This is a genomic window from Pseudomonas sp. X4, assembly GCF_040784925.1.
Classification (GTDB): Bacteria; Pseudomonadota; Gammaproteobacteria; order Pseudomonadales; family Pseudomonadaceae; genus Aquipseudomonas; species Aquipseudomonas putida_Z.
The window spans coordinates 2,453,669-2,474,362 of the sequence record NZ_CP160798.1; the positions used below are offsets into that span (position 1 = coordinate 2,453,669).

The 20,694-nt window shown below is 63.7% G+C and carries 23 protein-coding genes; 11 read left to right on the forward strand and 12 right to left on the reverse strand.

The window, feature by feature from the left end; genetic code table 11:
* Nucleotides 1–73: 73 nt before the first annotated feature.
* The 3 genes from ABX298_RS10840 to betC all read right to left on the reverse strand — a co-directional run bounded on the left by ABX298_RS10840 (nt 74) and on the right by betC (nt 4,230).
* Nucleotides 74–1,639, reverse strand: a complete 1,566-nt coding sequence (locus ABX298_RS10840) for a SulP family inorganic anion transporter (RefSeq protein WP_286100799.1) — start codon at nt 1,637–1,639, stop codon at nt 74–76.
* A 129-nt stretch (nt 1,640–1,768) separates the two neighbouring features.
* Nucleotides 1,769–2,698, reverse strand: a complete 930-nt coding sequence (choX, locus tag ABX298_RS10845) for a choline ABC transporter substrate-binding protein (RefSeq protein WP_367394379.1) — start codon at nt 2,696–2,698, stop codon at nt 1,769–1,771.
* Nucleotides 2,699–2,712: 14 nt separating this feature from the next.
* The gene (gene betC, locus ABX298_RS10850) at nt 2,713–4,230 is read right to left on the reverse strand and encodes a choline-sulfatase (protein WP_075046841.1); all 1,518 of its coding nucleotides are present in this window, start codon (nt 4,228–4,230) and stop codon (nt 2,713–2,715) included.
* 108 nt (nt 4,231–4,338) lie between these two features.
* On the opposite strand from betC, the gene ABX298_RS10855 reads away from it, so the two are divergent.
* Complete coding sequence (locus ABX298_RS10855) at nt 4,339–5,238, forward strand: LysR family transcriptional regulator (protein ID WP_075046842.1); 900 nt, start codon at nt 4,339–4,341, stop codon at nt 5,236–5,238.
* A 132-nt stretch (nt 5,239–5,370) separates the two neighbouring features.
* Here ABX298_RS10855 and ABX298_RS10860 read toward each other — a convergent pair whose 3' ends face one another.
* Nucleotides 5,371–5,988, reverse strand: coding sequence for an NAD(P)-dependent oxidoreductase (locus tag ABX298_RS10860; protein ID WP_286100800.1), 618 nt, complete (start codon nt 5,986–5,988; stop codon nt 5,371–5,373).
* 52 nt (nt 5,989–6,040) lie between these two features.
* Between ABX298_RS10860 and ABX298_RS10865 the strand changes: the two genes are divergently transcribed.
* A complete protein-coding gene (locus ABX298_RS10865; protein WP_019098078.1) occupies nt 6,041–6,373 on the forward strand; it encodes a DOPA 4,5-dioxygenase family protein in 333 nt (110 codons plus the stop codon).
* A gap of 120 nt (nt 6,374–6,493) precedes the next feature.
* Here the strand turns inward: ABX298_RS10865 and trpA are convergent, their stop codons facing one another.
* Together trpA and trpB are read right to left on the reverse strand one after the other, a co-directional pair.
* On the reverse strand, nt 6,494–7,303 hold the full coding sequence (gene trpA / locus ABX298_RS10870; RefSeq protein ID WP_015268450.1) for a tryptophan synthase subunit alpha: 810 nt from the start codon (nt 7,301–7,303) through the stop codon (nt 6,494–6,496).
* Complete coding sequence (trpB, locus tag ABX298_RS10875) at nt 7,300–8,517, reverse strand: tryptophan synthase subunit beta (RefSeq protein WP_015268451.1); 1,218 nt, start codon at nt 8,515–8,517, stop codon at nt 7,300–7,302. Before trpB ends, trpA begins: the two co-directional genes overlap by 4 nt.
* Before the next feature lie 110 nt (nt 8,518–8,627).
* On the opposite strand from trpB, the gene ABX298_RS10880 reads away from it, so the two are divergent.
* Nucleotides 8,628–9,524 (forward strand): LysR family transcriptional regulator, encoded by an 897-nt coding sequence (locus tag ABX298_RS10880; RefSeq protein WP_274078983.1) that lies wholly within the window; start codon nt 8,628–8,630, stop codon nt 9,522–9,524.
* Here ABX298_RS10880 and ABX298_RS10885 read toward each other — a convergent pair.
* Nucleotides 9,521–9,844 (reverse strand): YqjD family protein, encoded by a 324-nt coding sequence (locus tag ABX298_RS10885; RefSeq protein WP_003261039.1) that lies wholly within the window; start codon nt 9,842–9,844, stop codon nt 9,521–9,523. The genes ABX298_RS10880 and ABX298_RS10885 overlap by 4 nt on opposite strands.
* Before the next feature lie 150 nt (nt 9,845–9,994).
* Between ABX298_RS10885 and ABX298_RS10890 the strand changes: the two genes are divergently transcribed.
* The gene (locus ABX298_RS10890; protein WP_013970282.1) at nt 9,995–10,210 is read left to right on the forward strand and encodes a dodecin; all 216 of its coding nucleotides are present in this window, start codon (nt 9,995–9,997) and stop codon (nt 10,208–10,210) included.
* Nucleotides 10,211–10,311: 101 nt separating this feature from the next.
* The gene (locus ABX298_RS10895) at nt 10,312–10,533 is read left to right on the forward strand and encodes a DUF1161 domain-containing protein (protein ID WP_274078984.1); all 222 of its coding nucleotides are present in this window, start codon (nt 10,312–10,314) and stop codon (nt 10,531–10,533) included.
* Between the two features lie 98 nt (nt 10,534–10,631).
* Here the strand turns inward: ABX298_RS10895 and ABX298_RS10900 are convergent, their stop codons facing one another.
* Nucleotides 10,632–11,636, reverse strand: coding sequence for an LLM class flavin-dependent oxidoreductase (locus ABX298_RS10900; protein ID WP_274078985.1), 1,005 nt, complete (start codon nt 11,634–11,636; stop codon nt 10,632–10,634).
* A gap of 152 nt (nt 11,637–11,788) precedes the next feature.
* Between ABX298_RS10900 and ABX298_RS10905 the strand changes: the two genes are divergently transcribed.
* Nucleotides 11,789–12,214 carry an OsmC family protein gene (locus ABX298_RS10905; RefSeq protein ID WP_367394380.1) on the forward strand — a complete coding sequence of 142 codons (426 nt, stop codon included), beginning with the start codon at nt 11,789–11,791 and terminating at the stop codon, nt 12,212–12,214.
* Between the two features lie 73 nt (nt 12,215–12,287).
* On the forward strand, nt 12,288–12,521 hold the full coding sequence (locus tag ABX298_RS10910) for a DUF1161 domain-containing protein (RefSeq protein WP_003261043.1): 234 nt from the start codon (nt 12,288–12,290) through the stop codon (nt 12,519–12,521).
* A 96-nt stretch (nt 12,522–12,617) separates the two neighbouring features.
* Here the strand turns inward: ABX298_RS10910 and ABX298_RS10915 are convergent, their stop codons facing one another.
* Together ABX298_RS10915 and ABX298_RS10920 are read right to left on the reverse strand one after the other, a co-directional pair.
* Nucleotides 12,618–13,031, reverse strand: a complete 414-nt coding sequence (locus ABX298_RS10915) for a hypothetical protein (RefSeq protein WP_013970286.1) — start codon at nt 13,029–13,031, stop codon at nt 12,618–12,620.
* A 55-nt stretch (nt 13,032–13,086) separates the two neighbouring features.
* The gene (locus ABX298_RS10920; protein ID WP_015268455.1) at nt 13,087–13,500 is read right to left on the reverse strand and encodes a hypothetical protein; all 414 of its coding nucleotides are present in this window, start codon (nt 13,498–13,500) and stop codon (nt 13,087–13,089) included.
* Nucleotides 13,501–13,585: 85 nt separating this feature from the next.
* Between ABX298_RS10920 and ABX298_RS10925 the strand changes: the two genes are divergently transcribed.
* The gene (locus ABX298_RS10925) at nt 13,586–14,659 is read left to right on the forward strand and encodes an aminopeptidase (protein WP_367394381.1); all 1,074 of its coding nucleotides are present in this window, start codon (nt 13,586–13,588) and stop codon (nt 14,657–14,659) included.
* Nucleotides 14,660–14,791: 132 nt separating this feature from the next.
* On the opposite strand, the gene ABX298_RS10930 is transcribed toward ABX298_RS10925, so the two are convergent.
* Both ABX298_RS10930 and ABX298_RS10935 read right to left on the reverse strand, forming a co-directional pair.
* A complete protein-coding gene (locus ABX298_RS10930) occupies nt 14,792–15,442 on the reverse strand; it encodes an HAD family hydrolase (RefSeq protein ID WP_367394382.1) in 651 nt (216 codons plus the stop codon).
* Nucleotides 15,443–15,561: 119 nt separating this feature from the next.
* Complete coding sequence (locus tag ABX298_RS10935; RefSeq protein WP_003261048.1) at nt 15,562–16,110, reverse strand: gamma carbonic anhydrase family protein; 549 nt, start codon at nt 16,108–16,110, stop codon at nt 15,562–15,564.
* A gap of 66 nt (nt 16,111–16,176) precedes the next feature.
* Between ABX298_RS10935 and prlC the strand changes: the two genes are divergently transcribed.
* The 3 genes from prlC to ABX298_RS10950 all read left to right on the forward strand — a co-directional run bounded on the left by prlC (nt 16,177) and on the right by ABX298_RS10950 (nt 20,661).
* Complete coding sequence (gene prlC / locus ABX298_RS10940) at nt 16,177–18,264, forward strand: oligopeptidase A (protein ID WP_367394383.1); 2,088 nt, start codon at nt 16,177–16,179, stop codon at nt 18,262–18,264.
* Entirely contained in the window at nt 18,261–18,542 is a 282-nt protein-coding gene (locus ABX298_RS10945; RefSeq protein ID WP_013970292.1) for a YheV family putative zinc ribbon protein, read from the forward strand. The genes prlC and ABX298_RS10945 overlap by 4 nt, the downstream gene beginning before the upstream one ends.
* A gap of 124 nt (nt 18,543–18,666) precedes the next feature.
* Nucleotides 18,667–20,661, forward strand: a complete 1,995-nt coding sequence (locus ABX298_RS10950; protein WP_367394384.1) for a M3 family metallopeptidase — start codon at nt 18,667–18,669, stop codon at nt 20,659–20,661.
* The last annotated feature ends 33 nt before the right edge of the window (nt 20,662–20,694 follow it).

Sequence of the window (20,694 nt, forward strand, 5' to 3'; positions counted from 1 at the left end):
CTGAGGCCGGCGCTGTCCCTGTAGGAGCTGGCTTGCCTGCGATGGGCTGCAAAGCAGCCCCAATATCTCAGCCTCACTCCTCAAACCGGATCGGGCACAACTCCACCCCTTCCAGCTTCTGCAATTCCTCGATCACCTGCGGCCTGGCCCGGTGCAGGGTCAGACTCCCCCCCGCCCGCCGCAACCGCCGCGCCTCGCGGTGCAACATATCCACACCCGAGTAATCGATGAAGTTCACCTGCCGCGCATCGATCACCACATGCGGCCCCTGGCAGCGCTGCAAGCGCACCTGCAGGTAATGCGCCGCACCAAAGAAGATCGACCCGCCCACCCGCAGCACGTCCGCCTCCCCTTCACGGCTTTGTTGCACCCGTGGCCGCGAGGTGCGCTTCAGATAGAAGAACAGCGACGCCAGCACTCCGGCATAGATCGCCGTCTGCAGCTCCAGCAACAAGGTCGCTGCCGCCGTCAGCGCCATTACCAGAAACTCCGAGCGGCTGACCCGGAACAGCGCACGAATCCCCCGGTGGTCCACCAACCCCCAGCAGATCAGCAGGATGCTGCCGGCCATGGCCGGAATCGGCAGGTGCGCAATCAGCCCGGCCCCGGCAACGGCGAACACCGCCACCCACAGCGCCGAGAATACCCCGGCCATGGGCGAGCGGGCGCCGGCGTCGTAGCTCAGCCCGGAGCGGGTGAAGGAGCCGGAAGACAGGTAACCGGAGAAAAACGCACCGACGATGTTCGACAGGCCCTGTGCGCGTATTTCCTGGTCTGCGTCGATCAACTGCTCCGAACGTGCCGACAACGAGCGGGCGATCGACAGGCTGGTGACCAGCCCGAGCATGCCCACTGCCACGGCGCTGGGCAGCAGGCGCAGGATCAGTTCCACATCCAGCAAGGGCAGCGGGCTGAAGGGTGGCAGCTGCCCGGTGAATGCCGGCACGCGCGGCACATGGCCAAAGAACCCAGGCAGCAGCCAGGCCAGCAGGCTTACCAAAATCAGGCTTATCAACAGGCTGGGCCAGCGTGGGCGCCAGAGCTTGAAGGCCACGCCGATCACCACTGTGGTCAGGCCCAGAATCAAGGAAGGCAGGTCGACCTCGCCGGCATGGCTGGCCAGGTCCTGCACGGTCTTCAACGCCGTGGCCTGGCTTGGCAGGTCCATGCCCAGCAGGTTGGGCAGCTGGCCCAGGGCAATGACGACAGCGGCGCCCAGGGTGAAGCCGAGCACCACGGAATGGGAGACGAAATTGACCAGTGCGCCGAAGCGCAAAAGCCCCAGCAGCAACTGGAAGATGCCGCCGAGGAAGGTCAGCAGCAGCACCAAGGTGACATAGTCGGCGCTGCCGGCCACGGCCAGCGGGCTGATGCTGGCGTAGAGGACGATGGAGATGGCAGCGGTCGGGCCGCAGATCAGGTGCCAGGACGAGCCCCACAGGCAGGCGATCAGCACTGGCACGATGGCGGCGTACAGCCCGTACTCGGCCGGCAGGCCGGCGATCAGGGCATAGGCGATGGATTGCGGCAGGGCGAGGATTGCACCGCTCAGGCCCACCAGCAGGTCCTGGCGCAGGCTGCGGCCCGATTGGCGGGGGAGCCAGGAGAGGAAGGGCAGCAGGTGAGTGAGGCGATGCATGGGTTATCCACAATCCTGAAATTGCACTGTCCCCTGTGGGAGCGGGTTTACCCGCGAATGCTGCAGTGAATCTACCGTCGCATTCGCGGGTGAACCCGCTCCCACAGGGATAGAGGTTTGCTTGTGAGGTTACAGTTTGGCTTTGACGGCCTCCAGCGCATTGCCATCGGCCTTGGTCGTCACCCCGGCCAACCACCCTTCCAGCAACTCGGGGTGCGCCTTCAGCCAAGCCTTGGCCGCATCATCGAAGCTCATCTTCTTGTCCACAACTTCGGCCATGATGGTGTTTTCCATGTCCAGCGTGAACTTCAGGTTACCCAGCAGCTTGGCCGCATTCGGGCAGGCTTGTGGATAACCCTTGCGGGTCAGGGTATACACCTCGCCCTTGCTGCCAAACCATTTTTCCCCGCCGCTCAGGTAATGCATCTTCAGCTTCACGTTCATCGGGTGCGGGGTCCAGCCGAGGAAGGTGATGAACTGCTGTTTCTTCACCGCCCGGTCGACCTGCGCCAGCATCGCCTGCTCGCTGGACTCCACCAGCTTCCACTGGCCGAGGTTGAATTCATTCTTGTCGATGATTTCCTTCAACGACAGGTTGGCCGGTGCCCCGGAACCGATCCCGTACAGCTTCTTGTCGAACTGGTCGGCGTGTTTCTGCAAGTCGGCAAAATCCTTCACCCCGGCGTTCCACACATAGTCGGGCACTGCCAGGGTGAACTCGGGTCCTTCCAGGTTGCGTGAAAGCTGCTGCACATCGCCATTTGCGATGAACTTCTCATGAAAGCCCTGCTGCGCCGGCATCCAGTTGCCGAGGAAGGCGTCGACGCGGCCATCCTTGAGGCCGCCGTAGATGATCGGCACGGCCAGGCTGTCGATTTTCACCTGGTAACCCAGGCTTTCCAGAAGCAGGCGGGCCAAGGCGTTGGTCGTGGCGATGTCGCTCCAGCCGGGGTCGGCCATCTTCACGGTGGTGCATTGCGCGTCGCTGTCGGCGGCGTGGGCCGTGGCGGTACCCAGGCTCAGGGCCAGGGCGAACACGGCGGCGGAGAACTTGTGCATGGCGGCCTCTCTTCTCAATCCAGGGGGGCGGGCTGTGGATAACGTGCCTTGCGCTCGAGGTCGTCGAGATCGATGTGGTTGCGCATGTACTGTTGGCTGGCGTCCACCAGCGGTTGGTGGTCCCAGCTTTTCAGCTTGCCGATGGCCAGCGCCTCGGCCACCAGGCGGCGGCGCCGCTGGCTGGCAAGAACCTGCTGGCGCAGGCTGGGGATATCCCAACGTTGCTGTGCTTCATCGACAAATGCCTGCAGCAGCGCCTGGTGTTCCGGGCTGCCGGTGAGGTTCTCCCGCTCGTGCGGGTCGCGGCTCAGGTCATAGAGTAGGCATGGGTCGTCTTCGCTGTACACGAACTTGTACGGCCCCCGGCGGATCATCATCAGCGGGCCGACGGTGCCTTCGGCCATGTATTCGCCGATCACTTCGTCATGGCCGCCCTGCCCTTGCAGGTGGCCGACCAGCGAGCGGCCATCCAGGTGCAGGTGGTTATCCACAGCACCTCCGGCCAGCTCGACCAAGGTCGGCAGCAGGTCGCAGGTAGACACCGAGGCGCCGACCCGGGCTGGCGCGAAGCGCTTCGGCGCGTGCACCAGCAGCGGCACCCGCGCCGACATCTCGAACCAGTGCATCTTGTACCAGAGGCCACGCTCGCCAAGCATGTCGCCGTGGTCGCCGGAGAACACGATCAGGGTGTCGTCGGCCAGGTTGCATTCCTCCAGGGTCTGCAGCAGCAGGCCGATGTTGTCATCGATGTAGCTGCAGGCGCCGAAGTAGGCACGGCGGGCGTCACGGATCTTGTCCACAGGCAGCGGCTTGTTCCACAGGTCGTAGACCTTCAGCAGGCGCTGCGAGTGCGGGTCGAGTTCTGCCTGGTCGAATTCGGCGCGGGGCATGGGGATATCCACACCTTCGTAGCGATCCCAATAGCGCCGGGGGATGGTGTAGGGGTCGTGCGGGTGGGTCATCGACACGGTCAGGCAGAACGGTCGGCCATCGTTTTCGCGCACATGGTCGTACAGGTACTGGCGCGCCTTGAACACCACCTCCTCGTCGAAATCCAGCTGGTTGGTGCGCACGCACGGGCCGGCCTGCAGTACCGAGGACATGTTGTGATACCAGCTCGGGCGCACGTCCGGCTCATCCCAGTTCACCGCCCAGCCGTAGTCGGCCGGGTAGATGTCGCTGGTCAGGCGTTCTTCGTAGCCATGCAGTTGGTCCGGGCCGCAGAAGTGCATCTTGCCCGACAGCGCGGTGCGGTAGCCAAGGCGGCGCAGATAGTGGGCGTAGGTCGGCACATCGGCGGGGAAGTCGGCGGCGTTGTCGTAGGCGCCGATGCGACTGGGCAACTGGCCGCTGACCAGGGTGAAGCGCGACGGCGCGCACAACGGGCTGTTGCAGTAGGCCGAGTCGAACACCACCGCCTGTTCGGCAAGGCGGCTCAGGTGCGGCATCTGGATCGGCGAAGAGGCGTAGATCGGCAGCAAGGGCGCGGCCATCTGGTCGGCCATGATGAACAGGATATTCGGGCGCGTCATGGTGGCTTCCATCGTTGAGGGTTATGCGAACCGCTTGCCTATCAAGATGCTACTGTGGATAACATGGGTAAAGCCCATGGCGGGCAATGACTGGGATTAGCCACGCTTATGTTTGACCACCTTGCCGAGCTGTCGCTGGATACCTTGCGCGTGTTCGAGGCCGCCGCACGGTTGCGCGGCTTTACCGCCGCGGCGCTGGAGCTGGGTACCACGCAGCCAGCGGTGAGCCAGCAAGTCAAACGGCTGGAGGCACAGTTGGGCACGCGCCTGTTCGACCGCATTTACCGGGGTATCGAGCTGACCGAGGCTGGCCAGGTGCTGTTCGAACAGGTGCATCAGGGCCTGCAGGCCATGGAGGACGGCATCGCCCAGGCCAGTGGGCGCGGCCAGCGCGAAGTGCTGCAGGTGGCTACCGACTTCGCCTTTGCGGCGTTCTGGCTGATGCCACGGCTGCAGCGTTTTCACGAGGCTTATCCACAGGTGGACGTGAGCCTGGTGACCGGTGAGCGCAGCCAGGGCATGTTGCGATCGGACATCGATGTGGCGGTGCTGTTTGGCGACGGGCGTTTTCACCAGGGCGAGAGCCGCTGGCTGTTCGATGAGGAGGTTTTCCCTGTGTGCAGCCCCCGGCTGATTCATGGCAAACCCTTGTCAGCCGTGGCTTTGCAACGATTGCCCTTGCTGCACTTGAAGGGCGAGCAGGCTAGCCGTTGGTTTGACTGGGCGGGGGTGTTTCGCGGGTTTGGTGTGGCCAGCCCGCCGCCGGCCGGGCAGTTGCGGTTTGATAACTATACGTTGCTGATCCAGGCGGCGATTGCCGGGCAAGGGGTGGCGATTGGCTGGGGGCACCTGGTGGATGGGCTGGTGGAGCAAGGGTTGTTATGCCGGCCGTTGGAGGGGAGTTTGCGCTCGGCGCGCGGGTATTACGCGGTGCTGCCACCACGCAAGCGGCGTGGGGCGTTGATCGAGCGGTTTGTGGATTGGCTGGAGCGCGAGCGCAGCCTGTGACATCCCCGGGGCCGCTTTGCGGCCCATCGCCGGCAAGCCAGCTCCCACAGGTGCTGTACAAGCCTGGAGCATGGCGCCGTCCCTGTGGGAGCTGGCTTGCCGGCGATGGGCTGCACAGCAGCCCCGGCAAATCTAGACCACGAAGTTCAGATGCTCGCCCCGGTGCAAATCCAGCTCCAGCATATCCACCATCCCTGCCGCGACCCTGGCCAGGTGCCGCAACGGCTCGGCCAACCCCGGCTCCAGCGTACCTTCGGTGCTGCGAAAATGCTCCATCCCCAACCCGGCCAGTTCCTGCGGGGCATTGATCAGCGTCCAGTGCAACGCACTGCGCTGTAACCCGTCCACCACCTGGTCCACACAGTCCCGCTCCGCCTCGCTGTACTTGCCCGGCTCATCCAGCACATCGAAATCGCCCACCAGCAGCAGCCGGCGTATAGTCGTACGCTTCAGCCCCGCCACCAGCGCCTCGCTCATGCGGGCTTGCCCGGGCAGATCGCCCGGCGCCAGCGTCGACAACAGGGCAATTACTGCCGACCCGCCTGCCGCGCCCTGCTCCGCCTGGTCGGCATCGCCCAGCCCGCCTATCTTGAAATGCAGGCCGGGGCGCGGCGCGTGGCGGTTGAGGTCGTCGACCACGGCGGTGACTTCGTGCTGGCGCGACAGCAGCTCTACCATCAGGGCGTTGCCCAGGCTGCTTTCAGGTCCGAACAGGACCAGTTTGTACACTGGGGTTTCGGCGTTTTTCACTGCATCACTCCCTTTGCAGGTGGTGATGGTTGGACCGCAATCAGGAGTTATCGTGCAGAGGATCAAGGGTTACCACGCCCACGTTTACTACGACGCAGCGACCATGGAACAGGCCCGTGAACTGTGCGAGGAGGCGGCGCGGCTGTTTCCCGTGACCATGGGGCGCATGCACCAGAAACCGGTGGGGCCGCATCCGGACTGGAGCTGCCAGCTGGCCTTCGAGCCGGAGTTTGTGGGGGTGGTGCTGCCGTGGTTGGCGCTGTATCGGAAGGGGTTGGTGGTGTTCATGCACCCGCTGACCGGTGATGAACTGGCGGACCACCGTGACCATGCGATCTGGATGGGGGCGGTGCGGCCGCTGGATCTGTCGATTTTCGGGGGTTAGATCTTCATGGTCTGTACCGGCCTCATCGCCGGCAAGCCAGCTCCCACAGGGATATCACAGGGCCTGAGGGCGGCGCTGTACCTGTGGGAGCTGGCTTGCCGGCGATGAAGGCGACGCGGTTCAGCGTCGAGCGCCGCGCACCCCTTCAGCCAGTGCCGAGCACAGGCTCAATACATCGTTGACTGCCTGCTCGGCACTCTTGGCCTGGGCAATCTTGTCGACCAGTGCCGAGCCCACCACCACGCCGTCCGACAGGCGGGCAATGGCCGCAGCCTGCTCCGGCGTACGAATGCCGAAACCAACGCTGATCGGCAGATCGGTATGCCGACGCAGGCGGGCAATGGCTTCGGTCACGTGCTCGGTGGTCGCCGAGCCGGCGCCGGTCACACCGGCCACCGACACGTAGTAGACGAACCCGGAGCTGCGCTCCAGCACGCGCGGCAGGCGCGCGTCGTCTGTGGTCGGGGTGGTCAGGCGGATGAAGTCGATACCCGCAGCCTGGGCCGGGGTCGCCAGTTCGGCGTCGTGCTCTGGCGGCAGGTCGACGATGATCAGGCCATCGACACCCGCTTGCTTGGCTTCGGCCACGAACTTTTCCACGCCAAAGCGGTGGATCGGGTTGTAGTAACCCATCAGTACGATCGGTGTGGCCTGGTTATCCACACGGAATTCGCGAACCATCTGCAGGGTCTTGGCCAGGGTCTGGCCGGCTTCCAGGGCACGCAGGGTGGCCAGCTGGATGGCCACGCCGTCGGCCATCGGGTCGGTGAACGGCATGCCCAGCTCGATCACGTCGGCACCGGCTGCCGGCAGGCCCTTGAGGATCTGCAGCGAGGCGTCATAGCCCGGGTCGCCCGCGGTGACGAAGGTGACCAGTGCCGAGCGGCCTTCGGCCTTCAGCTCGGCGAAGCGTTGTTCAAGACGGCTCATGCCTGTTTCTCCTGGGCGGCCATGTGGTTCATGACGGTTTGCATGTCTTTGTCGCCGCGGCCCGACAGGCACACGACCATCAGGTGGTCCTTGGGCAGCTTCGGTGCGCGCTTGATCGCCTCGGCCAAGGCGTGGGAGCTTTCCAGGGCCGGGATGATGCCTTCCAGGCGGCAGGTGGCGTGGAACGCATCCAGCGCTTCGTCGTCGGTGATGCTGACGTACTCGACACGCTTCACTTCGTGCAGGTAGGCGTGCTCCGGGCCGATGCCTGGGTAGTCCAGGCCGGCGGAAATCGAGTGGGCGTCGGTGATCTGGCCGTCTTCGTCCTGCAGCAGGTAGGTGCGGTTGCCGTGCAGCACGCCCGGTACCCCGCCGTTCAGGCTGGCGGCATGCTTGTCGGTGTGCACGCCATGGCCACCGGCTTCGACGCCGATGATCTGCACGCTTGGCTCTTCGAGGAACTCATGGAACAGGCCCATGGCGTTGGAGCCGCCACCGACGCAGGCAACCAGGCTGTCTGGCAGGCGGCCTTCCTTCTCTTGCAGCTGGGCGCGGGTTTCCTTGCCGATGATCGACTGGAAGTCGCGGACCATGGCCGGGTACGGGTGCGGGCCGGCCACGGTGCCGATCAGGTAGAAGGTGTCTTCGACGTTGGTGACCCAGTCGCGCAGGGCCTCGTTCATGGCGTCCTTCAGGGTGCCGGTGCCGGCGGTGACCGGGACGATCTCGGCGCCCAGCAGTTTCATGCGGAACACGTTGGCCTGCTGGCGCTCGATGTCGGTGGCGCCCATGTAGATCACGCAAGGCAGGCCGAAGCGGGCAGCGACGGTGGCGGTGGCCACGCCGTGCATGCCGGCGCCGGTTTCGGCGATCAGGCGCTTCTTGCCCATGCGCTTGGCCAGCAGCACCTGGCCGATGCAGTTGTTCACCTTGTGCGCACCGGTGTGGTTGAGTTCTTCACGCTTGAAGAAGATCTTCGCGCCGCCGCAGTGCTCGGTCAGGCGCTCGGCGAAGTACAGCGGGTTGGGGCGGCCGATGTAGTCGCGCTGGAAGTAGGCCAGCTCTTCGAGGAACTTGGGGTCTGCCTTGGCCGCTTCGTATTCGCGGGCCAGGTCCAGCACCAGTGGCATCAGGGTTTCGGCCACGTAGCGGCCGCCGAACGAGCCGAACAGGCCGTTGGCGTCGGGGCCGGGGCGGTATTGGGACTGGGTCATGGGGCGCTCCAGGGCGTAATGAATGAGTGATGGGCTTTACTCTAACCACGGCAAGCCCGGCTGAAAACCGATAAGATTGCGCAAACTTGTCAGAAAAACTCACAGGTAAAATGGCCCACGACCTCCCCCCCCTCAATGCCCTGCGGGCCTTCGAGGCTACCGCACGGCTCAACAGCGTCAGCCAGGCGGCCGAAGCGCTGCACGTCACCCATGGCGCCGTCAGCCGGCAGATCAAGGTGCTTGAAGAGCACCTGGGCGTCGCGCTGTTCGTGAAGGACGGGCGTGGCATCAAACTCACAGATGCCGGCGTACGCCTGCGCGATGCCAGTAGCGAAGCCTTCGACCGCCTGCGCAGCGTATGCGCCGAGCTCAGCCACGATGTCAGCGAGGCGCCGTTCGTGCTGGGCTGCTCGGGCAGCCTGCTGGCGCGCTGGTTCATCCCGCGGTTGGGGCGGTTGCAGGCGGATTTGCCTGAGCTGCGCTTGCACCTGTCGGCCGGTGAAGGCGATCTGGACCCGCGGCGGCCAGGGCTGGATGCGCTGCTGGTGTATGCCGAGCCGCCATGGCCGGCGGACATGCAGGTGCATGTGCTGGCCGAGGAGCGCATCGGGCCGGTGCTCAGCCCGCATTTCGCCGGTTTCGAGCGCTTGCAGGGCGCGCCGGCCAAGGCTTTGCTGGGCGAAGCGTTGCTGCACACCACCTCGCGCCCGCAGGCTTGGCCGACCTGGGCGCTGGAACAGGGGTTGGAGCCGGCGACCCTGCACTATGGCCAGGCTTTCGAGCACCTGTATTACCTGCTGGAAGCTGCGGTGGCCGGGTTGGGTGTGGCGATTGCGCCGCAGCCGCTGGTCGCTGATGACCTGCGGGCGGGCCGTTTGAGTGCGCCGTGGGGCTTTTCACCTACCCCTGCGGCATTGGCGCTGTGGGTGCCCAGGCGCGCCGCGGACGGGCGCGCCGAGCAGTTGGCGCAGTGGCTAAGGGCAGAACTGTCGCGACAGGGCGCTTAGTTGCGTTTGCACATCAGGTACGCCGCCAGCAGGCCTAGCGCGCCAATGGCGACGCCGGCGGTGGTGTATGGGTGTTCCTGGGCATAGTCGCGGGTGGCGATGCCGGTCTGGCGGGTGCGGTGCTTCACTTCCTCGTAGGCATCGCTCAACAGGTGGCGCGAATGACGCAGGGCACTCTCGGCGTTGCTGCGGATTGCCTTCACCGATTTCTGGGACTCCTCCGACGCATCATGCTTGAGGTTTTCCAGGCTTTTCAGAAGGCTCTCGATCTCCGCTTCCATGCTTTCCAGGGACGTTCTACGCAGCGAATTGCGGTGCATGTTGACTCTCCTTTGCAGTATGGACTGTAAGGATTGCGACCTTGGGCCCGCGGGAAAGTGCGATCGAACTTTCGCCAATGGTGACCGCTCGCAGGTAAACCAGGCCTGCGCTGCTAGGCTCAATCTCACCATCATCCGAGGAGAGCGCTCATGACCGATCATCACACCTACAAGAAGATCGAACTGGTGGGGTCTTCGACCACCAGCATCGAAGAGGCGATCAACAATGCCCTGGCCGAAGCCGGCAAGAGCATCAAGCACCTGGAGTGGTTCGAAGTGATAGATACCCGTGGCCATATCCGTGACAACAAGGCGGCGCACTTCCAGGTCACGCTGAAGGTCGGCTTCCGTATCGCCAATAGCTGAAACACTGCCGGGCTGGATGAGCCCGGCATGATGGGGTATTTAGGGAGGGGGCGCCTTGGCGGGCGCCCTTTCTGATTTCATCTGCACAAGGAAAGCGAGTGATGAACAAACTGATTCTGGCGCTGGGCCTGATGACCCTGGCCGGTGGTGCGCTGGCGGCGGGCAAGCCGTGCGAGGAACTCAAGGCAGAGATTGCGGCCAAGCTAGATGCCAAGGGTGTTACCGGCTACAAGCTGGAGATCGTCGACAAGGGCGACCCGGCCGGCAAGGTGATTGGCAGCTGCGAGGCTGGTACCAAGGAGATTGTGTACCGGCGCCGCTAATGTGCTGGCTTCTTCGCGGGCTCGCCCGCTCCCACAGGGATATCACAGGCCTGAGAGCGACGCTGTACCTGTGGGAGCGGGTTTACCCGCGAAGAAGATCACGCGGTCTTGAGAGCCTGCGCCAACAGTTCATAGGACCGAATCCGGTCCGCATGCTCATACAAATCACAGGTGAAGATCAGCTCATCCGCCCCGGTCTGCTCCAGCAGCACCTCCACCTTGGCACGCACCTTCTGCGGGCTGCCGATCATCGCCAGGCCGAGGAAGCTGCCCACCGCATCCCGCTCATGGGGTAGCCACAGCCCGTCCATGCTTTCCACCGGCGGCTTCTGCATCAGGCTCTGCCCGCGAATCAGCGCGAGGATGCGCTGGTACACCGACGTGGCCAGGTACTCGGCCTTTTCGTCGGTTTCCGCCACCACCATGGGGATGCCCAGCATCACATACGGCTTGTCCAATGTAGTTGAGGGCTTGAAGTGGTTGCGGTACACGCGGATCGCCTCGTGCATGTAGCGCGGCGCAAAGTGCGAGGCGAAGGCGTAGGGCATGCCGCGCATGCCGGCCAATTGAGCGCTGAACAGGCTGGAGCCGAGCAGCCACATTGGTACCTCGGTGTCGTGCCCTGGCACGGCGATCACTTTTTGATCATCGGTACGAGGGCCAAGGTAGCGTGACAGTTCCTCGACATCGTCCGGGAAGTCATCCGGGCCGCCGGCGCGGTCGCGGCGCAGGGCGTAGGCGGTCATCTGGTCGGAACCCGGCGCGCGGCCCAACCCCAGGTCGATGCGCCCCGGGTACAGGCTGGCCAAGGTGCCGAACTGCTCGGCGATCACCAGCGGCGCATGGTTGGGCAGCATGACCCCGCCAGAGCCCACGCGAATGCTCGAGGTACCCCCCGCCAGGTAGCCGATCAGCACCGAAGTCGCCGAACTGGCGATGCCGTCCATGTTGTGGTGCTCGGCTACCCAGAAGCGGTTGTAGCCAAAGCGCTCGACGTGCTGCGCCAGGTCCAGCGAGTTGCGCAGCGACTGCGCCGGGCCGGCGTCGGCGCGTACCGGCACCAGGTCGAGGGTGGAAATCTTCAGGTCACGCAGCTGCGTCATGGAGCCTCCGCAAAGGTATTTGGCCAAAGGCCTTTTCAACTCTGTATGGGCACATTCGACGGATTCAATGCTTGCCGTGCGATTGCTCTGAACTTGCCGTAGGCGGCTGACCTCTGAAGCCATAAGCATGTAACCCGAGACCAGGAGGCATCATGAAAAAGACAGCATCGGCGATCTGGCAAGGTGGCCTGAAGGAGGGCAAAGGCCTGCTTTCTACCGAAAGCGGCGCGCTAAAGCAGAACCCCTACGGCTTCAATACCCGTTTCGAGGGCTCGCCCGGGACCAACCCGGAGGAGCTGATCGGCGCGGCGCACGCCGGCTGCTTCTCGATGGCACTGTCGATGATGCTGGGCGAAGCGGGGTTCACCCCGGACAGGATCGACACCGCTGCCGAAGTGACACTCGACAAGCAAGCTGATGGCTTTGCCATTACGGCGGTGCATCTGGTGCTCAGGGCCAAGGTACCTGGGGCAAGTGAAGCGCAGTTCTTGCAGATCGCCGACAAGGCCAAGGCCGGGTGCCCGGTATCCAAGGTGCTGAACGCGAAGATCAGCCTGGATGCGGCACTGGTGGGTTGAAGCAGTGCAATGAGGGCGGTTTGCTGTAGTCTAAACAGCGTCGGCAGCACGCTGCCCTTTCAGGAGCCGTTTCATGATTCGCGTAGCAATCACCGTGTTGGCTTCCCTGGTCGCCACATCTGCGTTGGCGGCGGTCAAGCCGTGCGAGGAGCTCAAAGCCGAGATCGAGGCCAAGATCCAGGCCCAGGGTGTTTCGTCCTATACCCTGGAGATCGTGCCCAACAGCGAGGTCAAGGACCAGAACATGGTCGTCGGGACCTGCGATGGTGGGACCAAGAAGATCATTTATCAGAAGAATGATCGGTAGGTTCAGGATTTTGGGGGCCGCTTTGCGGCCCTATCGCGACACAAGGCCGCTCCTACAGGGATCGCGTATTTCCTGTAGGAGCACTGCAGCCCCAGGTCAAGGAATGCAGAACACCTCGCTAGGCTCGTTCACCACCACCTTGCGGCTGCCGTCATACAGCAGCACCTGCGGTTCCATCACCGGCGCCCGTGCCTCCAGGCGATAGCGTTCACCGGCCTTGAAGTTGTCAAAGCGCACGGTCAGGTAGCAGGTACGGTCCCTGGGCTGGGTCATGAGGCCGCCCCCATATATCTCGTAATCGAAGCGCACTACCAGTTCGTGCTTGCCTGGCGTCACCTGGAAGTAGCGGCCATCCTCCAGGCGCTTGCCGTCGAGGCGGTCGGCCATGATCACCCTGCCGGGAGTCATGGTGTACAGGTCGACCCAGGCCTGCTTGGGGTCGACGGGCGGCAAGGGGCTGGCGCACGCCCCCAGTGCACTGAGGGCGATCAGCATCATGGGCTGGCGCATGGCAAGACTCCCACTTGCGATTCATAGGCTACAAGCATAGCGCCGTTTGTGCGTTTCAGGTGCGCTGGCAGCCTGCAGGCAAGCCCTGGCCAACCAGTTTTTGCTGATGGTCGTAGAGTTTGATCCAGGGGCGGAAACCGATGCTGCCAGCCTGCAGCTGGTAGCGCTGGCCGGCACTGAAATCCTTGAAGGTCAGCTTGACCTGGCAATCCCGCCACAAAGGCTCCTCGACCGGGCCAATATTGCTGGGGGTAACCGGAAACTGGTAGCGCACGGTCAGCTCGTGGCTGCCGGGCTGTACTTCGAAGTAACGGCTGTCGGCCCAGTCGCGTTCATCTACCTGCACGGCGTGCAGCGAGGTGTTGTCGTAGGGCGTGAGGTCGATCCAGGCCTGGTTCGGGTCCGGGTCTGGCAGGGTCGAACAGGCGGATATCAGCAACAGTGAGCCGGTGACCAACAGTGCACGCATGGCGAAACTCCCCCTTGGCGAGATAGTCTTGGAGTGAATCGGCCTTGAGCGAGTCAGACAGTCCCGGATGCTTCGACTTATTCTTATGCAGCGCTCAGGCCCTGGGCCACTCGACCTTGTTTTCACCCGTTTGGTTCCCCTGTTGGCGGTGCTCCTGCTGAACGGTTGCAGCAGCGCCGCCTACTATGGGCAGTTGGCCGAGGGCCAGTGGCAGCTGCTACGCGCACGGCAGCCGGTGGATCAGGTAGTGGCCAACCCGGCCACTTCAGCGAAATTGCGCGCGCGCCTGGAACACGCCAAGCAGGCACGGGCATTTGCCAGCCAGCAGCTGAAGCTGCCGGACAACCGCAGCTACCGGGTGTATGCCGACCTTGGCAGACCCTACGTGGTATGGAATGTGTTCGCCACCCCCGAGCTGTCGTTGCAGCCAGTGACGCACTGCTTCCCGATCGCAGGGTGTGTGGCCTATCGCGGCTACTACCAGCAAGGCGCGGCGCGTGGGGCGGCGGCGTTGATGCGCCAGGACGGCATGGATGTATACGTGGGCGGCGTGGAGGCCTATTCGACCCTGGGCTGGTTCGACGACCCGATCCTGTCGTCGATGGTGGGCTGGAGCGACGAGCGCCTGGCCACGCTGATCTTCCATGAGTTGGCCCACCAGCGCTTCTATGTGCAGGACGACACCGAGTTCAACGAGTCGTTTGCCTCATTCGTCGAGCAGGAAGGCACGCGGCAATGGCGCGTGGCGCGGGGCCTTGCCGCCTCTGGCGGGGAGCAGGGGCAGGAGCGTGAGCAATTCATCCGGTTGGTGCTGGCCAGCCGCGAGCGGTTGCAGGCGATTTATGCCGGGCCTCTGGATGATGCGCAGAAGCGGACGGCCAAGCAGGCGGAGTTCGAGCGGCTTAGGCGGGAATACCGGCAGGTGCGTGATGCCCAGTGGGGTGGTGACAAGCGCTATGACGCCTGGATGTATGGGCCGATGAGCAATGCCAAGTTGCTGCCGTTCGGGTTGTATGACCAGTGGGTACCGGCGTTTGCGGCGATGTTCCGTGAGGTTGACGGGGATTGGCAGCGTTTTTATCACCGGGTCGAGCAATTGGGGCGGTTGCCGATCGATGAGAGGAAGGCGGCCTTACGGCGGTTGATGGTTAGCCGGTGAGATTTTGGGGCCGCCTTGCGGCCCATCGCCGGCAAGCCAGCTCCCACCTCCACCGCATTGACCTCAAGTCATGTGCTACCCCTGTGGGAGCTGGCTTGCCGGCGATGGGCTGCAAAGCAGCCCCAATGGCCATCAAGCCTTAAGAAATGCCTGATGCATCTCGGCCAAGGTAGCAAAGTGGTAGGCCGGCTCTTCCGCCATCAGTTCTTCCTGGCTACCAAACCCGTACCCCACCGCCACCGCCTGCAAGCCATTGCTGCGCGCACCGATCAGGTCATGCTTGCGGTCGCCGATCATCAGCGTCTGCGCCGGGTCCAGCCCTTCTTCCTCAAGCAGGTGGCGAATCAGCTCGACCTTGTTGGTGCGCGTGCCATCCAGTTCACTGCCGTAGATCACCTTGAAGTGGTGGTCGAAGGCGAAGTGCCGGGCGATTTCACGGGCGAACTTCCACGGCTTGGAGGTGGCGATGTACAGCGTGCGACCCTGGCCGTTCAGGGCCTCGAGCAGCTCCGGCACACCTTCGAACACCAGGTTTTCGTACAGGCCGGTGACGCTGAAGCGTTCCCGATAGAAGTTCACCGCATCCCAGGCCTTGGCTTCGTCGAAGCTGTAGAACTGCATGAAGGCCTGCAGCAGGGGTGGGCCGATGAAGTGCTCGAGGCGGGTCAGGTCCGGCTCGTCGATGCCCAGTTTGGCCAGGGCATACTGGATCGAGCGGGTGATGCCCTGGCGCGGGTCGGTCAGGGTGCCGTCGAGGTCGAAGAGGATGTTTTGCTGGTGCATTTGCGGGTTCCACTTGAGTGCTGCGTGGCCTTCTTCGCGGGCTTGCCCGCTCCCACAGGTACGGCACTGGCCTTGAAGGCTTCGCCAGACCTGTGGGAGCGGGCGCGCCCGCGAAGGGGTTATTCCGGTTGGTCGTAGCCTTCGGCCAGGTGCTGGTCCTTGAGCTTCACGTAGTTACTGGCGCTGTAGGCGAAAAATGCGTGTTCCTGGTCGTTCAGCAACCGGGCCTGTTTCACCGGGCTGCCCATGTACAGGTAGCCACTGACCAGGCGCTTGCCCGGCGGTACCAGGCTGCCGGCGCCGATGATCACTTCGTCTTCGACGATGGCACCGTCCATGATGGTGCTGCCCATGCCGACCAGGATGCGGTTGCCCAGGGTGCAGCCATGCAGCATGACCTTGTGGCCGATGGTCACTTCGTCACCGATGATCAGCGGGAAGCCGTCCGGGTTGAACGGGCCGGCATGGGTGATATGCAGCACGCTGCCGTCCTGCACGCTGGTACGCGCGCCAATGCGGATGCGGTGCATGTCGCCGCGTATCACGGTCAACGGCCAGACGGAGCTGTCTTCACCGATTTCCACGTCGCCCAGCACTACCGCCGATCGGTCGACGAAGGCCCTGGGCCCAACTTTCGGAGTGTGTTGCTGGAAGCTTCGGATAGCCATGATAGCGTCTCTCATCTGTGCCGATAGGCAGGCTGCCTGCTGCGGTCGGCGTCGATTGTAATTAAGATGGGGCAGTGTTTCTTCTGCCAAGGTATCCAAACCGTGAGTGCGAACAACCCGCTTCTGCAGTCCTACGATCTGCCGCCCTTCTCGCAAATCCGTGCCGAACACGTATTGCCGGCGATCGAAGCGATCCTGGCCGACAACCGTAAAGCCATTGCCGAGATCCTCGAAAAGCAGGGCAAGAACCCTACCTGGGCTGGCCTGGTGCTGGCCATGGACGAACTGAACGACCGCCTGGGCGCCGCCTGGAGCCCGGTCAGTCACCTCAATGCGGTGTGCAACAGCGCGCAGCTGCGCGAAGCCTACGAGTCGTGCCTGCCAGCGCTGAGCGCCTACTCTACCGAACTGGGCCAGAACCGTGCGCTGTTCGAAGCCTACCAGGCGCTGATCAACAGCCCCGAGGCCGCCGGTTTCGACGTGGCGCAAAAGACTATCCTCGAGCACGCCCTGCGTGACTTCCGCCTGTCGGGTATCGACCTGCCGGCGGATAAACAGCAACGCTACGCCGAAGTGCAGAGCAAGCTCAGCGAGCTGGGCAGCCGTTTCTCCAACCAGCTGCTCGACGCTACCCAGGCCTGGACCAAGCACGTTACCGACGAAGCCGCGCTGGCCGGCCTGACCGACTCGGCCAAGGCGCAGATGGCTGCCGCCGCCCAGGCCAAGGGCCTCGACGGCTGGCTGATCACCCTGGAATTCCCCAGCTACTACGCGGTGATGACCTACGCCAGCTATCGCGCCCTGCGCGAAGAGCTGTACGCCGCCTACTGCACCCGCGCCTCGGACCAGGGCCCGAATGCCGGCCAGTTCGACAACGGCCCGGTGATGCAGGAAATCCTCGGCCTGCGCCAGGAGCTGGCCGAACTGCTGGGCTACAAGAACTACGCCGAGCTGAGCCTGGCCACCAAGATGGCCGAGTCCAGCGACCAGGTGCTGAGCTTCCTGCGTGACCTGGCCAAGCGTTCCAAGCCGTTCGCCGCCCAGGACCTGGAGCAGCTCAAGGCCTACGCCGCCGAGCAGGGCTGCCCTGAGCTGGCCAGCTGGGACGCCGGCTACTTCGGCGAGAAGCTGCGCGAACAACGTTACAGCGTGTCGCAGGAGGCCCTGCGCGCCTACTTCCCGATCGACAAGGTGCTGGGTGGCCTGTTCAGCATCGTGCAGCGCCTGTACGGCATCGAGATCGCCGAACTCAAGGGCTTCGACAGCTGGCACCCGGATGTGCGCCTGTTCGAGATCAAGGAAAACGGCCAGCATGTCGGCCGCTTCTTCTTCGACCTCTACGCCCGCGCCAACAAGCGTGGCGGCGCCTGGATGGATGGCGCGCGTGACCGTCGCCGCACAGCCGCTGGCCAGTTGCAGAGCCCGGTGGCCAACCTGGTGTGCAACTTCACCCCGGCCGCGCCCGGCAAGCCGGCGCTGTTGACCCACGATGAAGTCACCACCTTGTTCCACGAGTTCGGCCACGGCCTGCACCACATGCTGACCCGCATCGAGCATGCCGGTGTATCCGGCATCAACGGCGTGGCCTGGGACGCGGTCGAACTGCCGAGCCAGTTCATGGAAAACTGGTGCTGGGAGCCGGAAGGCCTGGCACTGATCTCCGCCCACTACGAAACCGGTGCCCCACTGCCCCAGGACCTGCTGGACAAGATGCTGGCGGCGAAAAACTTCCAGTCGGGCATGATGATGGTGCGCCAGCTGGAGTTCTCGCTGTTCGACTTTGAACTGCATGCCACCCATGGCGACGGCCGCAGCGTGCTGCAGGTGCTCGAAGGCGTACGCGACGAGGTGTCGGTCATGCGCCCACCGGCGTACAACCGCTTCCCCAACAGCTTTGCGCACATCTTCGCTGGTGGTTATGCCGCGGGCTACTACAGCTACAAGTGGGCCGAAGTGCTGTCGGCCGACGCCTTCTCGCGCTTCGAGGAAGAAGGCGTGCTGAATGCCGAAACCGGCCGTGCCTTCCGCGAGGCTATCCTGGCACGCGGTGGTTCGCGCGAGCCGATGGAGCTGTTCGTCGACTTCCGTGGCCGTGAGCCTTCCATCGATGCCTTGCTGCGCCATAGTGGCCTGAGCGAGGACGCTGCAGCATGAGCGAGGTAGCCGTGAACAAGACCAAAAAACGCTTCATTGCCGGGGCGGTATGCCCGGCGTGCAGCGAGACCGACAAGCTGATGATGTGGAACGAAGACGGCGTACCGCACCGCGAGTGCGTGGCCTGCGGCTTTACCGACACCCTCAACGAGCAGGGCTTGTCGGTGCCGAAGGAGCTCGGCACCCGGGTCAACCATCTGGAGCCGAAAGCCGCGCCTGCCAAGGTACAGACGGTGCAGTTCTTCCCCAACCCGAAGCTGAAGAAACCGGCTGAATAAGGCCGTCGTGCCGCCCGGGCTTGTGCCCGGGCCGGCATGCCCCGGGTGGTAGATAGTCAGGCCACCTGCCGCACGCCGGCCATGCAAGCTCGCCTGCTCTTCTCTACGAGCAAGGTGTTGCACCATGGACAACCCCCTTCTGCAAAATAGCCATATTCCCGTCGATTATCCGTCAATCACGCTTCAAAACATGCAAGTTGCCTTCGACCACGTGCTGTTGGCGCACGAGCAAGGCATCGAACGCATCATCCGCGACCAGCAGGCACTGCCCACCTGGGATGACATGGTGCTGGCGGTGGACGGGCTGGATAGTCAGCTTCTGACGGTGTTGTATGCAGCCTCGCCATTGGTTGGTCGGGACGAAGCCTGGGCCGGTGCCATTTTCGACTTCTTCGCCAAGGCCACGGAGCGGTTCGAACAGAAGTTCACCGATTCCGCACTGCAGGCCCTGTATGAGCGCTTGGCCAACAGCGACATCGGCAAGCAGCTGGATGCCCAGAAACGCGCCACGTTGCGCTGGCATCTGCACAAGTTCGCCTCCAGTGGCGCATCGCTCGACCCCGCAGGCAAGGTTCGCCTGGCCGAACTGCTGAAACAGATCGGCACTGCGCGGGAGGCGTTTCGCAGCAACACCAACCGGCCAGGGCTGAGCATCACGGATGAATCTGAACTGAGCGGTGTACCTCAACGCATCCGTGACGAGCTGGCTACAAGGGCACAGGAGGCGGGTGAGCCGGGGTGGTTGATTGCGTGTGAAAGCGTGACCACCGACGCCGTGCTCAAACATGCTGACAACAGGCAGCTGCGCGAGCGCGTGTACCGGGCTTATAACACCCGAGGCGTCGGCCTTGACCAACAGCAGGATAATCGCTCGCACCTGGAGCAACTGGCGAGGCTGCTGGAAGAAAAGGCCCACCTGCTCGGCTTTGCCAGCCATCTGGAGCAGAGCCTGCAGATGAAGAGCGCAGGTTCGGTTGCCCAGGTGCGCGGCTTTCTTCATGACCTGGCCGACCATGTGCGGCCGGCCGTGCTGCAGTGGCGTGCAGATATGCAGCGCCAGGCGGCAGCCAAAGGGCTGGGGAATGTCCAACCCTGGGACATTGCCTACCTGCAAGCCTCGTCGCGCGAAGTGCTTTCCACCGAAGCCTTGCGCGAACACTTCCCGCTGAATGCCGTGGTCAGCGCATTGCAGCAGTTGGCGGAAGAACTGTTTGGTGTAACGCTGCTGGCCAAGCCGCTGGCAACCTGGGATGACAGCGTGCAACCGTTCGAGGTGTGGCAGGACAACGCTTTGATCGGTTTCCTGTACCTGGACGCCGTACAGCATGCCGGCAAGCAACCTGACTCGGTGTTCACCACCTACATTCGCAATCGTCGGGTCGATGCCGAGGGCATCTTCCAGGCGGCCTCGGTGGTGGTCTACAGCGACGTGCCTGCAGCGCTGCCGGGTAGCCAGCCGTTGCTGGACCATCTGTCACTGCGCAAGCTGTTCCATGAGTTTGGCCATGCCTTGCACCATTTGCTGGTGCGCACGACCAACCACGTGATGTCCAACGTCACCGAACTCGGTACCGATGGCGTGGAACTGTTCGGCAAGCTGTTTGAGCGCTGGGTCTGGGACGCGGATTACCTGGTGGCGATCTCTTCGCCACTTCAGGATGGCAGCAAGCTTTCCCGGGCCCGGGTCGATGAATGCCTGCGCCGCTTGCGGCAGCAAGGTGTGGAAGAAACCGCGCGCGACCTGAGCATGGCGCTGTTCGACCTGGACCTGCATGGCATGCCGAACGATGGCCGGTCCCTCGAGCAGCGCCTGGGCGATGCCCGTGAGCATTGTGGCTACTGGCCCCTGGCCGATTTCGAGCACCCGGCGCATGCCTTCGACCATCTGGTAAACGGCTACGATGCCGGTTACTACGCTTACCTGTGGTCGGACGTGCACGCCTTCGACCTGTTCACTCGCTTCGAGGCCCAAGGCCTGCTGGACCGGGCCACAGGCCAGGCGCTGCAGGAGGCATTGCTTGCCCCTGGGGCATCGCGACCGTTGCGTGAAGGTATCGAGGTGTTCCTCGGCCGGCAGTCGAGCCAGCTGCCCTTTCTACGTTGGCATGGCCTGAAGTGAACGTGCGCTGACCGGAGGTGCTGGAAAGAATCA

Excerpts from the sequence above, each read along its gene's own strand:
- ABX298_RS10885 (WP_003261039.1), bottom strand. The coding sequence starts at position 9,844 with ATGCACCGCAATTCGCTGCGTAGAACGTCCCTGGAAAGCATGGAAGCG.
- ABX298_RS10880 (WP_274078983.1), top strand. The coding sequence starts at position 8,628 with ATGGCCCACGACCTCCCCCCCCTCAATGCCCTGCGGGCCTTCGAGGCT.
- trpB (WP_015268451.1), bottom strand. The coding sequence starts at position 8,517 with ATGACCCAGTCCCAATACCGCCCCGGCCCCGACGCCAACGGCCTGTTC.
- choX (WP_367394379.1), bottom strand. The coding sequence starts at position 2,698 with ATGCACAAGTTCTCCGCCGCCGTGTTCGCCCTGGCCCTGAGCCTGGGT.
- ABX298_RS10840 (WP_286100799.1), bottom strand. The coding sequence starts at position 1,639 with ATGCATCGCCTCACTCACCTGCTGCCCTTCCTCTCCTGGCTCCCCCGC.
- ABX298_RS10950 (WP_367394384.1), top strand. The coding sequence starts at position 18,667 with ATGGACAACCCCCTTCTGCAAAATAGCCATATTCCCGTCGATTATCCG.
- ABX298_RS10855 (WP_075046842.1), top strand. The coding sequence starts at position 4,339 with ATGTTTGACCACCTTGCCGAGCTGTCGCTGGATACCTTGCGCGTGTTC.
- ABX298_RS10930 (WP_367394382.1), bottom strand. The coding sequence starts at position 15,442 with ATGCACCAGCAAAACATCCTCTTCGACCTCGACGGCACCCTGACCGAC.
- ABX298_RS10890 (WP_013970282.1), top strand. The coding sequence starts at position 9,995 with ATGACCGATCATCACACCTACAAGAAGATCGAACTGGTGGGGTCTTCG.
- ABX298_RS10900 (WP_274078985.1), bottom strand. The coding sequence starts at position 11,636 with ATGACGCAGCTGCGTGACCTGAAGATTTCCACCCTCGACCTGGTGCCG.
- ABX298_RS10910 (WP_003261043.1), top strand. The coding sequence starts at position 12,288 with ATGATTCGCGTAGCAATCACCGTGTTGGCTTCCCTGGTCGCCACATCT.
- ABX298_RS10945 (WP_013970292.1), top strand. The coding sequence starts at position 18,261 with ATGAGCGAGGTAGCCGTGAACAAGACCAAAAAACGCTTCATTGCCGGG.
- ABX298_RS10935 (WP_003261048.1), bottom strand. The coding sequence starts at position 16,110 with ATGGCTATCCGAAGCTTCCAGCAACACACTCCGAAAGTTGGGCCCAGG.
- ABX298_RS10895 (WP_274078984.1), top strand. The coding sequence starts at position 10,312 with ATGAACAAACTGATTCTGGCGCTGGGCCTGATGACCCTGGCCGGTGGT.
- ABX298_RS10915 (WP_013970286.1), bottom strand. The coding sequence starts at position 13,031 with ATGCGCCAGCCCATGATGCTGATCGCCCTCAGTGCACTGGGGGCGTGC.
- ABX298_RS10905 (WP_367394380.1), top strand. The coding sequence starts at position 11,789 with ATGAAAAAGACAGCATCGGCGATCTGGCAAGGTGGCCTGAAGGAGGGC.
- ABX298_RS10920 (WP_015268455.1), bottom strand. The coding sequence starts at position 13,500 with ATGCGTGCACTGTTGGTCACCGGCTCACTGTTGCTGATATCCGCCTGT.
- betC (WP_075046841.1), bottom strand. The coding sequence starts at position 4,230 with ATGACGCGCCCGAATATCCTGTTCATCATGGCCGACCAGATGGCCGCG.
- ABX298_RS10925 (WP_367394381.1), top strand. The coding sequence starts at position 13,586 with ATGCAGCGCTCAGGCCCTGGGCCACTCGACCTTGTTTTCACCCGTTTG.
- trpA (WP_015268450.1), bottom strand. The coding sequence starts at position 7,303 with ATGAGCCGTCTTGAACAACGCTTCGCCGAGCTGAAGGCCGAAGGCCGC.
- prlC (WP_367394383.1), top strand. The coding sequence starts at position 16,177 with ATGGGGCAGTGTTTCTTCTGCCAAGGTATCCAAACCGTGAGTGCGAAC.